Below are 13,432 nucleotides of genomic sequence, written 5' to 3'. Positions count from 1 at the left end.
TGGCGGCGCGTCATGCTTGCCAGCGCCCGTATCTTTGTTACGATTCACGCGTGATGTGACACGATGGGAGCCAGTCAATGTCAGAAGTCAACAAGGAGAGGCTGATGTCCGATATCAAAACCGTCCTCGCGGATGCAGAGGACCTGCTCAAGCAGGCTGCGAGCGCTACGGGCGAGCGCGCTTCGGAATTGCGCGAAACGGCACTCTCGCGTCTGAAGCAGGCGAAGGAGAAGGCCGCCGACGTCCAGGTGGTCGTGGTCGAGAAAGGCAAGAAAGCGGCGCGCGCAACCGACGATTACGTCCACGAGCATCCGTGGGCGTCGATCGGCATCGCCGCCGGCGTGGGCGTGCTGGTCGGTCTGCTGATCAACCGCAAGTAAAGCGGCGCATCCTTCGCCACGCGGGCGGTCTCAGGGCCGCTCGTTCGGCGCGGTCGTACAGCCCGCTGGCGGCGCTTGCCTGACGGCTTTTCTCGGGCGCGCCCCGCCGCGCCCATTGGTCTTGCCGAGCGATTCCGCCCGCTGTTTCTTTTTGCGCTTTTTCCTGCGCATTGCTTGGGCACACGCCTGCGCCACCTGCCATCGCCATGACGACAGACACCCACTCGCAGCGACACGAACACGGGCCGTTGCGCCGACTGCTCGGCTCCGCGTCCGCGATGCTACAGACGCGGCTAGAACTGATCGGCATCGAACTCGCCGAGGAGAAAGACCGCCTCATCGGCGTGCTCTTCCTCGGCCTCGCGGGAATGATGTTCGCGATGCTTGCGCTAATCGCGCTCACGGCGCTCGTTGCGATCGCCTTCTGGGACACGTACCGCTGGGAGGCGCTCGCCGGTCTCACGATCCTCTATGCGGTCGCGGCGATTTTCTGCGGCCTGAAGGCGCGACGCGGCCTGCACACCGCGCCACTCGTGTTCCAGGCGACGCTCGAAGAATTCGAGAAAGACCGAGATGCCCTGCGCAACCCCTAGCCGCGAGCCGACGCCATGAACCAACCCCGACCGGACACCGCTTTTCGCCCTCGCGGCGGTCGTGCACACGACCTCTCGACGCCACAACTGCGCGCGCTGCGCAAGGAACTGCTGCTCGTGCGAGCTAGCGTCGAGCGCGCCGAAATGGCTGAAGCGCTCGTCGACATCCGCGCGACAGTCACGAATTTCAGCTGGCTGCGCTTCGTGGTGCCCGGCTTCGGTCGCTCCGGCTCCGGCGGCGGCTCCGGCGGCGGCGTGGCTTCCGGCCTCGGCAGCCTGCTCAAGGAATATCCGCTGGTCAGCTCGCTCGTCTCGCTCATTGTGGCGAAACCGCTGCGCACAAGCATCGTTTCGGCGGCGCGCCCCGTCATCAAGTGGGGCGGCCTCGCCTTTACGGCCTGGGAGGCGTACCGCGTGTGGCAGCAGGTGCGGCGCCAGCGCGACACCTCTTCGAACCCGCCCGCCCGCTCCAGGTCCGACGAAGACGATCTCACCGGCTGACTGCCGGGCGTTGCGCAGTTCCCAGGCCTTCACCTGTCCCGCCAGCACGTTTGGATAGCCGCCGCGACAGCGCCGCCGCCTGCAGCGTGGTTGCTACGCGCGCCGGTTGCGTCGAGTACGAACGCGCCGCAAGCGTCGCCGCGCATCGGGCCGATTTCCACAGGATCGGCCGCGATGGCGTAGCCGCCGTTGGACTCGTCTGCGGGCAACACGCGCAAGCGGTAGATGGGCGTACCCGTCGGCGGCGCCTGGTCGAATCCGGCGGGCAACGACGCCATCGACGCGCTCTGCGTATCGACGAACTGCGCCGCCCGATAGAGCGCGGCGACAGCGTCGATGCGATGTCCCCGCGCGATCTGCGCGCTCCATCCCGGCAGCGCGAAGGCCGCGACGATTGCGGCCACCGCCAGCGCGATGACCAGCTCCAGCAGTGTGAACGCGCTGTAGCGGTTGCTCTTCACCTTCCCTCCCGCTTGACTTGTCAAAACGGCCTCGCGACGACGTGACGCCAGTGATGCTCGACGCGCGTCTCATCGCCCTCGGCTTCGATGGTCAACTGGTTCTGCAGCCAGCTTTGTGTGTCTTCCGATGCGCCAAACCCTCGCGCCGTGACGAGATACGCGCGCGCCAGCGGGCGGCTCTCGATGCGCCAGGCTTCGACGAAGCATTGCGGCGCGCGCCCGGACCCGGGCCAGGCGGCAACGGGCGCAATGGCCAGCCGCTCGAAGCTGTCCTGCTTTCGCCAGGCTTGCGGCTCGCCGGGCTGCGTGGCGGCCGCAGGCGCGGCGAGCGAGCCATTCGCCAGCGCACGCGAGCACAACACGAGCGCGGCGTCAGCGGCATGGAAGGACTGCAGATGATCGGCTACAGCATCTGCGTTGCGCCGCGCGAACAACGCTGCCTCGAACCATGCCGCCGAAGTCACGAGCATCATCGCGACAATGAGCAGCACGACCGGCAGCGCGACGCCGCGACGAGCGGCGCATGGGCGATGCGTCACACAAAGGCGCGTGCTCATGACGCCGCCGGCAGAACGTTGCGCAGCACGACGTGCCGCCAGAACGTTTGTCGCGCTCGCCCATCGGCGCCGACTGCCTGCACGCCATCGCAATCGACATAGCGCACGCGCCGGGAAAGGAGCGCCCCGCGCACCAGCACGCAGAGATCGACCGCGACGACCGCAGCCCATTGGTCGCGCGTGAGCGCCGAAGCTTCGACCGCCTGCGCCGCGCCCGCCGTCCAGTAGCGCAAGCGCAACCGCTCGACGCCCTCGACAAGCGGCTGCGCCGTGCCGACCTTGCCGGAGCCCTCGCAATAAAGCTCGGTCTCGCCGGTCGAGCCGCTCACCTTGGCGTGATAGCGGTTCACGATTTCGACGCCCGCTGCGCCCACCGCCTGCCCGAGGCAGTCGGTGACCTGGCCGTTCGCGGCGGGCCACGTCGAGACTCCGTCGCCTAGGTAGCGCACCGCCAGCCCATCGGAGCGGCTCGACAGCGACTCGCAGGCAAGCGCGGCGTCGGCACCGCTCGGTCGCCCGGCAGCGCAGCCGAAAATTGCAGGACCGGCAAGCGGCGAGCGCGCATCGGCTGCGGTAAAGCCGGCCATCTGGATCTGCTCGCCGATCAACATCAATGCGTTCATGCCGGCCTCGTGGATACGCACGGCATCGCTCGCCAGCGCGTAGGCCTGGCGCTGCGTGCGGTAGGCCGAGAGCGCACCCAGCGTCACCACGAGACCGAGCGCCACGGCAATCGTCAGTTCGAGCAGTGTGTGGCCAGCATGCCGGCGTGCATACGCGAGACGCTTACTCATCGCAGAAATGCCAAGGCGACGCAGGCGCGCCCTGCGGGCGCCGTTGCATCGAGACATGGCGCGACCCGCGAGGCCGCAGCCGAACCTGACGCTGCGCCGAACGGTGTCGCCACCCAACTCACAGACGCGATCGATGCGTCTCCGCCCGCACTCGACGTGGTCAGCTGCCCTTCCGACACAACGCTCGCCGTCAGCGCCTTCCATCGATCGATCGGGGAGCCAGATGCGCCTGCCACGCGTGCGGCTTCGGCAATGGCGTCAGCGGTAAACACCGCGCGTTCGCGCGCCGCTGCCAGCTGCGCATGCCGGGCCACCCCGAGCTGCGTGCTCATCAGGCCGAGCCCGCACATCGCCATGACGCCGAGCGCAATGGCAACTTCGAGCAGCGTCGATCCGCGCACGCCACGCTCACTGGCCCGGCTCACGACGCACCCGTGCATGCGCCGTCGCTCACTCGTGCCCGGCCGCCCGCCGCGATGCGTATGCAGCGCCGCCAGCTCGCGCCGCGCTGCGCAGCCGATGTGGTCCGCGGGGCGAACTCGAAGTTGCGCAAGCTACCAATGGTTTGCCCCGCCGGCGGCGAAAACGTGATGGCGGTGAGCCCCGAAGCCACGGTGATCGAGTCGAGCGCCGGCTGGATGCGCAAAGGGATATACGCGCCCGCGCGCTCGATCATGACGGCCCAACCGCATGACCAGTCGGCACTACCGGACGGACACGCCTTAGCCGCCGCCAGGCAATTGCGCGCAGTATCGACGCGGCAAACGGTAATGCGCGCCTTGCGCCGTATCGCCTCGTTGCGCGCGTAGGCAAGCGTGCCGAGCATGGCGTTGGCGCGTGCGTCGACCTGGTCGCGCACGCGCCACGCGGTGAAAACAGGCGTGGAAAGCGTTGCGCAGATCGCCAGCAAGACGATGACGACCATCGTCTCGACGAGTGTGAATCCTCCGTGCTTCATCAGCAATCCTTAATTTGAGCGGATTGCCATCAATCTACGGACGAACAGGAAACGAAACAATTAGCCGAACGGCTAGCTGGTGCGCGCAGCGTCGGCTCGCGAGAATGCAAGCGTTACGACAGCGGCAAAGCGGGAGGGAAGAAAAATGCGAATGCGCTCAGCGCTTTTTCGTGGGGTTGTTGGCAGCACCCGCACGGCGGAATTCCTCGATCACGTCTTCGAATTCGGAGACGTCTTCGAAGCGTCGGTACACCGAAGCAAACCGGACAAACGCGACCTTGTCGAGCTCGCGCAATTCGCCCATCACGAGCTCGCCAAGGCGCTCGCTGCGCACTTCGCGCTCGCCGCTGCCGAGCAATTGATATTCGATACGGGCAACCGCCGCGTCGATCGCATCGGCCGCAACCGGGCGCTTGCGCAGCGCCAGTTGCATGCTCGCCATGATCTTGCGGCGGTCGAATTCCGTGCGGCTGCCATCCTTCTTGACGATAGACGGCATCGCCAGCTCGACCCGCTCGTACGTCGTGAAACGCTTGTCGCAGGCCGGGCAGCGGCGGCGGCGCCGGATCGCGGCGCCGTCTTCGGACACGCGCGAGTCGACGACCTGCGTGTCTTCGTGCCGGCAAAAGGGGCAGCGCATGGCCTATCGCGTGGCTTAGCGGTAGACCGGGAAGCGCTTCGTCAGCTCAGCGACCTGCGCCTTCACGCGCTCGATCGTGGCGGCGTCTTCCGGATTGTCGAGCACGTCGGCAATCAGGTTGCCCACCTGCTCGGCTTCCTTCACGCCGAAGCCGCGCGTTGTCATGGCCGGCGAACCGAGGCGGATGCCGCTCGTCACAAACGGCTTTTCCGGATCGTTCGGAATTGCGTTCTTGTTCACCGTGATGTGCGCGCTGCCAAGCACGGCTTCAGCTGCCTTGCCGGTAATGTTCTTCGCGCGCAGGTCCACCAGCATCACGTGGCTTTCCGTGCGGCCCGAAACGATGCGCAGACCGCGCTTGACCAGCGTTTCCGCCAGCACGCGAGCGTTCTCGACCACTTGCTGCTGGTAGGTCTTGAATTCCGGCGAGAGCGCTTCCTTGAACGCCACGGCCTTACCGGCGATGACGTGCATGAGCGGACCGCCCTGAATGCCCGGGAAGATGGCCGAGTTGATCTGCTTCTCGAACTCCGCCTTCATCAGGATCACGCCGCCGCGCGGGCCGCGCAGGCTCTTGTGCGTGGTCGTGGTGACGAAGTCGGCGTGCGGCACCGGGTTCGGGTAGACGCCCGCAGCGATCAGGCCCGCGTAGTGCGCCATGTCGACCATGAAGTACGCGCCAACCGCCTTGGCAACCTTGGCGATGCGCTCGAAGTCGATACGCAGCGCGAATGCCGACGCGCCAGCGATGATCAGCTTCGGCTTCGTTTCGTGCGCGCGCTTTTCGAGCGCTTCGTAGTCGATGTCTTCCTTGGCGTCGAGGCCGTAGCTCACGACGTTGAACCACTTGCCGCTCATGTTCAGCGCCATGCCGTGCGTGAGGTGGCCGCCTTCGGCGAGGCTCATGCCCATGATGGTGTCGCCCGGCTTGAGCACGGCGAAGAACACGCCCTGGTTGGCCTGCGAGCCCGAGTTCGGCTGAACGTTCGCGGCTTCCGCGCCGAACAGCTGCTTCACGCGGTCGATCGCGAGCTGCTCGACGATATCCACGTATTCGCAGCCGCCGTAATAGCGCTTACCGGGGTAGCCTTCGGCGTACTTGTTGGTGAGCTGCGAACCCTGCGCGGCCATGACTGCGGGCGAGGTGTAGTTTTCCGACGCGATGAGCTCGATGTGCTCTTCCTGGCGGCGGTTTTCGAGTTCGATCGCCTTGAAGAGTTCGGGATCGACGTTGGCGATGGTGCTTTCGGCTCTGTCAAACATACGGATTCCGTTAAGTGTGTTCAGGTTGACCGGGTCTCGCGCAGAACGCGTAGCGGGTACGCGGCGCTGCTGGCGAAGAGGCCAGCCTTGACGTGGCGGAAGGAGGTGCCGCACACGCGAGGCTGGACAGCCACGGCCGGTAAAGGCCCCGCAGCGCTAACGAAAGCGCGCGAAATCAGGCTGCCCAGGCGAACGGCAAAACGGCACCCTGCGCTTCACGGTGGGTCGTTCCACCTTGAGTCCCTCATTGCGGGCAGATTGCTACCGCCATCGCCGCTATTTTGGAACCCTATCGCCAGTCACGCAGGGATTGAGCGCGTTAGTGTATTGGAACGGCAGGGAATAGGCAACCGCCCGCGCCCCATGCGGCCGGGCGCCCCGCGCCTGCTGGCGCGACGGCCGGTGGTACCGGCGATGCGGCCCTCGCGCGTTCTGTCCCTTCCTTGCCGCAACGCGGCATTGGAAGTAGGCTTTCCGCTTTCCTCGCCTTCTACCGACCAGGGAGCCACCATGATCGTTTTCGTCACCGGCGCATCCGCAGGATTCGGCGCCGCCATTGCGCGGGCCTTTGTCACGGGCGGACATCGCGTCGTCGCCACGGCCCGCCGCAAGGACCGCCTCGACGCGCTCGCCGCCGAACTCGGCGACGCCCTTCTGCCCATCGAGCTCGACGTACGCGACCGCGCCGCGGTCGAAGCCGCGCCCGGCGCGCTGCCGCCCGAGTTCGCCGGCGTCGACGTGCTGGTCAACAACGCCGGCCTCGCGCTCGGCGTAGAACCGGCACAGAAGGCCGACCTCGACGAGTGGGAAACCATGATCGACACCAACTGCACGGGCCTCGTGCAGGTCACCCACGCGTTTCTGCCCGGCATGATCGCGCGCAACCGCGGCCACATCTTCAACCTCGGTTCCGTGGCGGGCCGCTGGCCGTATGCGGGCGGCAACGTCTACGGCGCGACCAAGGCCTTCGTGCGCCAATTCAGCCTGAACCTGCGCGCGGACCTCGCGGGCACCGCGCTGCGCGTGACCGACATCGAGCCGGGCCTGTGCGGCGGCACCGAGTTCTCGAATGTGCGCTTTCGCGGCGACGACACCAAGGCGGCCAACGTCTACAAGGACGTGCAACCGCTCACGGCCGAGGACATCGCCGACTCGATCTACTGGATCGCCACGCGCCCCGCACACGTGAACATCAACACGATCGAATTGATGCCCGTTGCCCAGACATTCGCCGGCCTCAGCATCCATCGCGGCTAAAATTACCTTACAAATTTTATACTTACGTCAGTCGTACGAAAGACGTTGGGGCCGCGCGTTCCGGTAGAATGCGCGGCATGGAAAATTCGACCAGCAAGCCGGACGCCGCATCGTCACCGGCCGGGCGCGGTTTTACGTGGCCGATACGCGTCTATTACGAGGACACCGACGCCGGTGGCATCGTGTTTTACGCGAATTATCTGAAGTTCTTCGAACGCGCGCGCACCGAATGGCTGCGCGCGTGCGGCGTCGATCAGCGTCGGCTCGCCGAGGAAACGGGCGTGCTCTTCGTCGTGCGCAGCACTGCGCTCGACTACCGTTCACCCGCGCGCCTCGACGACGTCGTGACCACCGTCAGCCGCGTCGAGAAGCTTGGCCGCGCCTCGGTCGACTTCATGCAGGAAGCGTGGCGCGAGAACACGCTGCTCGCCACGGGCACCATTCGTGTCGCCTGCGTCGACAGCACAGCCATGCGCCCCGCGCCCATTCCGGCCCCCGTTCATGAAGCCTTGCTACGTGGGCCACAGAAAGACCTGTACGCCGTGTCAACGGCAGTGCAGTAATTACCGTTGATACGACGCCAGTGAACTCGCGCCGGTCAATGCAGGACCAAGCAGGGTTCGGCCGCGACGGCGCGAGAGCTTCCCAACCGCCTACAGGAAGCCTTGCGTTGTCTTGCAGCCGCTCGCCCCTTTCGGGACGTCACAACGAACCTATATGAACACTACACAAGATCTGTCGATCATTTCTCTCGTTCTTAATGCGAGCATACTGGCACAGGCGGTGATGGGGCTTCTTCTGCTCATGTCGCTGATTTCCTGGACCTTCATCTTCCGCAAGTGGTTTGCGATCCGCCGGGCGCGCTCCCAGACAGAGCGCTTCGAGCGCGACTTCTGGTCAGGCGGCGACCTGCAGGCGCTCTATCAGAGCGCAGCCAACAACCGCCACACGATCGGCGCGCTCGAGCGTATCTTCGAGTCGGGCATGCGCGAATTTCTGAAGGCGAAAGAAAAGCGCCTGAATGATCCGAGCCTCGTGCTCGACGGCGCCCGCCGCGCGATGCGCGCCGCCTTCCAGCGCGAGATGGACGCGCTCGAGGCGAATCTCTCGTTCCTCGCCTCGGTCGGCTCGGTCAGTCCGTACATCGGTCTTTTCGGCACGGTCTGGGGGATCATGAACGCGTTCCGCGGCCTCGCCAACGTGCAGCAGGCCACGCTCGCGAACGTGGCGCCCGGCATTGCCGAAGCGCTGACGGCGACCGCGATCGGTCTGTTCGCCGCCATTCCGGCGGTGGTCGCGTACAACAGCTACGCACACGACATCGACCGTCTGGCGATCCGCTTCGAAACCTTCATCGAAGAGTTTTCGAACATCCTGCAGCGTCAGGCCCACTAATCGTCACGAAGCAAGGAGTCGAAGATGGGAGGCTCAGTCCGTTCGAGCATGCGAGGCAGCCGCTCGCGCCGTGCGATGGCCGACATCAACGTCGTGCCGTACATCGACGTGATGCTGGTGTTGCTCGTGATCTTCATGGTGACCGCGCCGCTCGTGGCGCCGTCCATCGTCAATCTGCCGACCGTCGGCGGCGCGTCGCAGCAGCAGCAGGTGCCGCCCGTCGTGGTCAACATTCGCCCCGACGGCAATCTGAGCGTACGCTACAAGGATGACTCCGGCGCCACGCAGCAGGAAACCATGACGCGCGCCGATCTCAACGGCTTCGTCGCCGATCGCGAGCAGAGCCATCCGGACCAGCCCGTCGTGATCGCCGCCGACAAGTCCGTCAAATACGAGACGGTGATGAACGTGATGTCCGACCTGAAGTCGCACGGCGTCAAACGTGTCGGACTGCTCGTCAAATCGCAATGACCCGGAAGAAAGATTCGTATCCGCTGCAGCCTCCGCGCGAGCGTGGCACGGGACGTGCTATCGCCCTCGCGGTGATCATGCACGCGCTGCTCGGTCTGTTCCTCTATCACGGCATCCACTGGCAGAACAGCACGCCGGCGGGTGAAGAGGCGGAACTGTGGACCGAAGTGCCGGACCTGTCGGCTCCGAAGCCGCTGCCGCCGCCCGCGCCGGTCGCCCCTGCCCCGCCGCCGCCGCAAACCGAGGACGCCGACATCGCGCTGCAACAGCAAAAGCGTAAGCAGCAGGAAGCGCAGCGCGAGGCGCAACTGGCCGAGCAGCAGCGTCTGAAAGCACAGCAGGAAGCCGACGCGAAACGCCAGCAGCAGCTCGCGGCCCAGCAGGCTGCGCAGCTCGCCGCGCAGCAAAAGGCGGAAAAGCTCAAGCAGCAGCAGCAACAACAGCAAGCCGCGGCAGAGAAGCAAAAGCAGCAGCAACAGCAGCAAGACGCGCTCAAGAAGCAGCAGCAGGAAGAAGAGCAGCAGAAGCAGGCGAAGCTCGACGCGCAGAAAAAGGCCGACGCCGAGAAGGCGGCCAAGGCGAAGGCTCAAGCCGATGCCAACGCGAAGAAGCTTGACGCAGATCGCCGCGCCCGCATCGCGCAGATGCAAGGCTCGATGGGCGGCGGCGAAGGCACGAGCGGCAATGGTCTCGCGAAGAGCGGCACCGGCAGCGGTTCGGGCGGGAATGCGACGTCGGCGGGCTATGCAGAGAAGGTGCAGCGGCGCGTGCGTCCGAACATCATCTGGTCCGGCGAGACGTCAGGACTGGAGACGGTTGTTGCGGTGCGTTGCTCGCCGACTGGCACGCTGCTTTCCGCGCAGATACAGCGTAGCAGCGGCAACTCGTCGTGGGATGACGCCGCGCTACGAGCGGTCCAGCGCTCGGATCCGATGCCTGTCGATACCGACGGCAAGGCGCCTTCGAGCTTCAAGATCACCTTGCGCCCGGCGGGCTAACAGCGAGCGCAAATCACAGAAAGGTTGAGGAAAGCCGGCGCGCAACAGCAGAACAAGCAGCGGAACAAGGAACGATTCGAACAATCTCGGGTCAGTCTGCTGTTGCGCGGTATGACAAAATTGCTTTTTTCAGGAAATATCACAGCATGACATTGATGACGAAGCTTGGCCTGCGGACCCTCGTCGCGTCCTGCCTGATCACGGCGGGCGGCGCGGCGAACGCACAACTCAACGTCCTCGTCACCGGCGTGGGCTCCACCCAGTTCCCGATCGCCACGGCTAATTTTGCCGGTGAAGCGAATTCGCCCGAACAGGTCGCGGCCATCGTGCGCGCCGACCTGCAACGCAGCGGGAAATTCACCAACATCGACGCCGGCAGCGCGCCGATTTCGGAAAACGACTCCGTCGACCTCGGCAGCTGGAAGGCCAAGGGCGCCAATGCGTTCGTGGCGGGCAGCGTGAACAAGCTCGCCAACGGCCAGTACGAAGTTCGCTTCAAGCTCTACGACACCGTGAAGGGCGAAAGCCTCGGCGGCCTCGTGCTCACGAGCCCCGCAAGCGGCCTGCGCATGAGCGCGCACAAGGTTTCGGACTACATCTATCAAAAGCTGCTCGGCGACCGCGGCGTGTTCGCCACGCGTCTTTCGTACGTCATCAAAACGGGCGGCCGCTTCCAACTGCAGGTTTCGGACTCCGATGGACAAGACGCGCACATCGCGCTCTCGAGCCCCGAGCCGATCATCTCGCCGGCCTGGTCGCCCGACGGCACCAAGGTCGCTTACGTCTCTTTCGAAAAGAAGAAGCCGATCGTCTACGTGCATGACCTGCCTACGGGTCGCCGCGTAATCATTTCGGACCAGAAGGGCAACAATTCGGCGCCGGCATGGTCTCCCGATGGCCGCACGCTCGCGGTAGCACTGTCGCGCACGGGCAACACGCAGATCTTCGCCGTCAATGCCGACGGCTCCGGCCTGCACCGCCTCACGCAAGGCACGACGATCGACACCGAACCCAACTTCTCTCCTGACGGACGCTCGATTTATTTCACGAGCGACCGCGGCGGCCAGCCTCAGATTTACAGGATGCCGGCCCAGGGCGAAAGCACCGGAGCGGCACAGCGTGTGACGTTCACCGGCAACTACAATACGAGCCCGAAGGTCAGCCCGGACGGCAAGCAACTGGCGTACATCTCACGCACGGGTGGCGGATTTAAGCTGTACATTCAAGATCTGCAGTCCGGTGTCGCCACGGCGCTCACTGACACGACACATGACGAATCGCCCAGCTTCGCGGCGAACGGTCAGTACATTCTTTACGCCACACAGGTGAACGGCCGTGGCGTGCTGGCTGCTGTATCGACCGACGGTCGTACGCGGCAAATCCTGTCCGTTCAGGGCGGCAGCGTACGCGAGCCGTCCTGGGGTCCTTTTATGCAATAACACTTCAGGAGAGCAAAAATGATGTCGAAGAAAGTACGCCTGGCCTTGGCCGTTTTGATGATCGGTGCCCTGGCAGCGTGTAAGTCGGGTGTCAAGGAAACGAACCCGAACGCAGGCGCGATGAACACCCAGCCGAACCCGAACGCGGTCGCCCAGGTGAACGTCGATGAGCTGAACAACCCGAACAGCCCGCTCGCCAAGCGCAGCGTGTACTTCGATTTCGACAGCTACGCCGTCAAGGACGACTACCAGTCGCTGCTGCAAGCTCACGCACAGTACCTCAAGACGCACCCGGAACGTCACGTCCTGATCCAGGGCAACACCGACGAGCGCGGCACGAGCGAATACAACCTGGCGCTGGGTCAAAAGCGTGCTGAAGCAGTCCGTCGCGCCCTCTCGCTGATGGGCGTGCCCGACTCGCAAATGGAAGCTGTCAGCCTCGGTAAGGAAAAGCCGGTCGCAACGGGCCACGACGAAGCATCGTGGGCGCAAAACCGCCGTGCTGACCTCGTGTATCAACAGTAATTGAGCATTGGATGAAGGGGCGTATGTCGCACCGTTTCTCCCCGCTGCGCGTAGCCGCAGCCGCCTGCGTGGCTGGCGTCGCCTTTGCGGCGCTGCCGGCTCACGCGGGTATCTTCGATGACGATCAGGCGCGCCAGGCGATTCTCGACCTGCGCGCGAAAACGGACAGCTTGTCCAACCAGCTGTCCGCCGCTCAACGCACGATCCTCGACCAGTCCAACCGACTCGACCAGCTCAACCAGCAGGTCGCCACGTTGCGCGGACAGAACGAGGACATGGCGAACCAGTTGGCAACCCTGCAGAAGCAACAGAAGGACTACTACACGGATCTCGACACGCGACTCAAGAAGTTCGAGCCGCAGCAGGAGACCGTGGACGGCGTGCAAGGCACGGTTCAGCCGGGTGAAATGGAAGCGTTCAACGCCGCTTCGCAGCAGTTCCGCAACGGCGACTTCAAGAACGCGGCAGCATCGTTTCGCAGCTTCATCGCGAAGTTCCCGCAGAGTCCTTACCAGCCGACCGCGCAGTACTGGCTCGGCAACGCGCTCTATGCGCTGAGGGACTACAAGGGGTCGACCGCGACGTGGCAGAACGTCGTCAGCAAGTACCCGCAGCATCCGCGCGCGCCGGAGGCGCTGCTGGCCATTGCGAACAATCAGATCGAGCAGGGGCAAAAGGCTGCAGCCAAGCGCACGCTCGAGCAGGTCGTTTCGCAATACGGCAACTCGGATGTCGCCCAGACGGCGCAGAGCAAGCTTTCACAGCTCAAATAAGCGCTGCTGGCTGGTTTTGGCGTGATGTGGCACTGGCGTATTGCCGATGCCGCGAAATGCGCCTCTCGCGTACAAGGAAGGCCCGGGGCACGGCGTGCTCCGGGCCTTTTCCTTTGCACTTTTCTTTGGTTTCGTGGCGCAGTAGTTGACGCATCGACCATACGCCGCTATAATCCCGCTTCTCTTTTGGGTCGTTAGCTCAGCTGGTAGAGCAGCGGACTTTTAATCCGTTGGTCACAGGTTCGAATCCCGTACGGCCTACCATTAGTTTCAAGCACGTAGCCCAGCCCTAACCGGCTGGGCTATTTGCTTTGTGGGTCCACATAGGCACTGTGTAGGCAAAATCGATCGATTTGCGACGTAGGCGATTCACGCGGGCCCTTGCCCCACTGCCCACTCCCACCGGAGCGATGACTGGAGCGGCGTC

Annotated in this window: 18 protein-coding genes, 1 tRNA gene and 1 riboswitch; of the genes, 12 read left to right on the top strand and 7 right to left on the bottom strand. The window is 64.6% G+C overall.

Annotated features, from left to right (window positions below; all coding sequences use genetic code 11):
* Positions 1 to 77 precede the first annotated feature (77 nt).
* The 3 genes from U5A57_RS22170 (at position 78) to U5A57_RS22160 (ending at position 1,474) form a co-directional block, all read left to right on the top strand.
* Positions 78 to 380: a DUF883 family protein gene (locus tag U5A57_RS22170; RefSeq protein WP_007584918.1), complete on the top strand. Its 303-nt coding sequence runs from the start codon at positions 78 to 80 to the stop codon at positions 378 to 380.
* Positions 381 to 586: 206 nt separating this feature from the next.
* Positions 587 to 973 carry a phage holin family protein gene (locus tag U5A57_RS22165; protein ID WP_321913799.1) on the top strand — a complete coding sequence of 129 codons (387 nt, stop codon included), beginning with the start codon at positions 587 to 589 and terminating at the stop codon, positions 971 to 973.
* Positions 974 to 988: 15 nt separating this feature from the next.
* The gene (locus tag U5A57_RS22160) at positions 989 to 1,474 is read left to right on the top strand and encodes a DUF3318 domain-containing protein (protein ID WP_321913798.1); all 486 of its coding nucleotides are present in this window, start codon (positions 989 to 991) and stop codon (positions 1,472 to 1,474) included.
* A gap of 29 nt (positions 1,475 to 1,503) precedes the next feature.
* Here U5A57_RS22160 and U5A57_RS22155 read toward each other — a convergent pair whose 3' ends face one another.
* The 7 genes from U5A57_RS22155 to glyA form a co-directional block, all read right to left on the bottom strand.
* Entirely contained in the window at positions 1,504 to 1,935 is a 432-nt protein-coding gene (locus U5A57_RS22155; protein WP_321913797.1) for a type IV pilin protein, read from the bottom strand.
* A 20-nt stretch (positions 1,936 to 1,955) separates the two neighbouring features.
* Positions 1,956 to 2,492, bottom strand: coding sequence for a hypothetical protein (locus tag U5A57_RS22150; protein WP_321913796.1), 537 nt, complete (start codon positions 2,490 to 2,492; stop codon positions 1,956 to 1,958).
* Positions 2,489 to 3,286, bottom strand: coding sequence for a PilW family protein (locus U5A57_RS22145; protein ID WP_321913795.1), 798 nt, complete (start codon positions 3,284 to 3,286; stop codon positions 2,489 to 2,491). The genes U5A57_RS22150 and U5A57_RS22145 overlap by 4 nt, the downstream gene beginning before the upstream one ends.
* Positions 3,283 to 3,711 (bottom strand): hypothetical protein, encoded by a 429-nt coding sequence (locus tag U5A57_RS22140; protein ID WP_321913794.1) that lies wholly within the window; start codon positions 3,709 to 3,711, stop codon positions 3,283 to 3,285. The genes U5A57_RS22145 and U5A57_RS22140 overlap by 4 nt, the downstream gene beginning before the upstream one ends.
* On the bottom strand, positions 3,708 to 4,244 hold the full coding sequence (locus U5A57_RS22135; RefSeq protein WP_321913793.1) for a GspH/FimT family pseudopilin: 537 nt from the start codon (positions 4,242 to 4,244) through the stop codon (positions 3,708 to 3,710). Before U5A57_RS22135 ends, U5A57_RS22140 begins: the two co-directional genes overlap by 4 nt.
* A gap of 157 nt (positions 4,245 to 4,401) precedes the next feature.
* Complete coding sequence (gene nrdR / locus U5A57_RS22130; RefSeq protein WP_321913792.1) at positions 4,402 to 4,884, bottom strand: transcriptional regulator NrdR; 483 nt, start codon at positions 4,882 to 4,884, stop codon at positions 4,402 to 4,404.
* A gap of 15 nt (positions 4,885 to 4,899) precedes the next feature.
* A complete protein-coding gene (gene glyA, locus U5A57_RS22125) occupies positions 4,900 to 6,147 on the bottom strand; it encodes a serine hydroxymethyltransferase (RefSeq protein ID WP_321913791.1) in 1,248 nt (415 codons plus the stop codon).
* A 175-nt stretch (positions 6,148 to 6,322) separates the two neighbouring features.
* Positions 6,323 to 6,460: riboswitch (ZMP/ZTP riboswitch) on the bottom strand.
* A 197-nt stretch (positions 6,461 to 6,657) separates the two neighbouring features.
* Here glyA and ydfG point away from each other — a divergent pair.
* The 9 genes from ydfG to U5A57_RS22080 all read left to right on the top strand — a co-directional run bounded on the left by ydfG (position 6,658) and on the right by U5A57_RS22080 (position 13,269).
* The gene (ydfG, locus tag U5A57_RS22120; RefSeq protein ID WP_321913790.1) at positions 6,658 to 7,404 is read left to right on the top strand and encodes a bifunctional NADP-dependent 3-hydroxy acid dehydrogenase/3-hydroxypropionate dehydrogenase YdfG; all 747 of its coding nucleotides are present in this window, start codon (positions 6,658 to 6,660) and stop codon (positions 7,402 to 7,404) included.
* Between the two features lie 68 nt (positions 7,405 to 7,472).
* Positions 7,473 to 7,967 carry a tol-pal system-associated acyl-CoA thioesterase gene (gene ybgC, locus U5A57_RS22115; protein WP_321913789.1) on the top strand — a complete coding sequence of 165 codons (495 nt, stop codon included), beginning with the start codon at positions 7,473 to 7,475 and terminating at the stop codon, positions 7,965 to 7,967.
* Between the two features lie 154 nt (positions 7,968 to 8,121).
* Positions 8,122 to 8,799 (top strand): protein TolQ, encoded by a 678-nt coding sequence (tolQ, locus tag U5A57_RS22110; RefSeq protein WP_028205324.1) that lies wholly within the window; start codon positions 8,122 to 8,124, stop codon positions 8,797 to 8,799.
* A gap of 24 nt (positions 8,800 to 8,823) precedes the next feature.
* Positions 8,824 to 9,270 carry a protein TolR gene (gene tolR / locus U5A57_RS22105; protein WP_158758513.1) on the top strand — a complete coding sequence of 149 codons (447 nt, stop codon included), beginning with the start codon at positions 8,824 to 8,826 and terminating at the stop codon, positions 9,268 to 9,270.
* A complete protein-coding gene (gene tolA, locus U5A57_RS22100; RefSeq protein ID WP_321913788.1) occupies positions 9,267 to 10,268 on the top strand; it encodes a cell envelope integrity protein TolA in 1,002 nt (333 codons plus the stop codon). Before tolR ends, tolA begins: the two co-directional genes overlap by 4 nt.
* 146 nt (positions 10,269 to 10,414) lie before the next feature.
* Positions 10,415 to 11,707: a Tol-Pal system beta propeller repeat protein TolB gene (gene tolB / locus U5A57_RS22095; RefSeq protein ID WP_321913787.1), complete on the top strand. Its 1,293-nt coding sequence runs from the start codon at positions 10,415 to 10,417 to the stop codon at positions 11,705 to 11,707.
* An 18-nt stretch (positions 11,708 to 11,725) separates the two neighbouring features.
* Entirely contained in the window at positions 11,726 to 12,232 is a 507-nt protein-coding gene (gene pal, locus U5A57_RS22090) for a peptidoglycan-associated lipoprotein Pal (RefSeq protein ID WP_042266217.1), read from the top strand.
* Positions 12,233 to 12,255: 23 nt separating this feature from the next.
* Positions 12,256 to 13,005 carry a tol-pal system protein YbgF gene (gene ybgF, locus U5A57_RS22085; protein WP_321913786.1) on the top strand — a complete coding sequence of 250 codons (750 nt, stop codon included), beginning with the start codon at positions 12,256 to 12,258 and terminating at the stop codon, positions 13,003 to 13,005.
* A gap of 188 nt (positions 13,006 to 13,193) precedes the next feature.
* Positions 13,194 to 13,269, top strand: a tRNA-Lys gene (locus U5A57_RS22080).
* Positions 13,270 to 13,432 lie beyond the last annotated feature (163 nt).

Origin of the sequence: Paraburkholderia sp. J11-2 (genome assembly GCF_905220185.1) — a bacterium.
Lineage (GTDB): Bacteria > Pseudomonadota > Gammaproteobacteria > Burkholderiales > Burkholderiaceae > Paraburkholderia.
The sequence above is the reverse complement of the archived record's forward strand: the minus strand, read 5'-3'. Positions and strand labels throughout refer to the sequence as shown.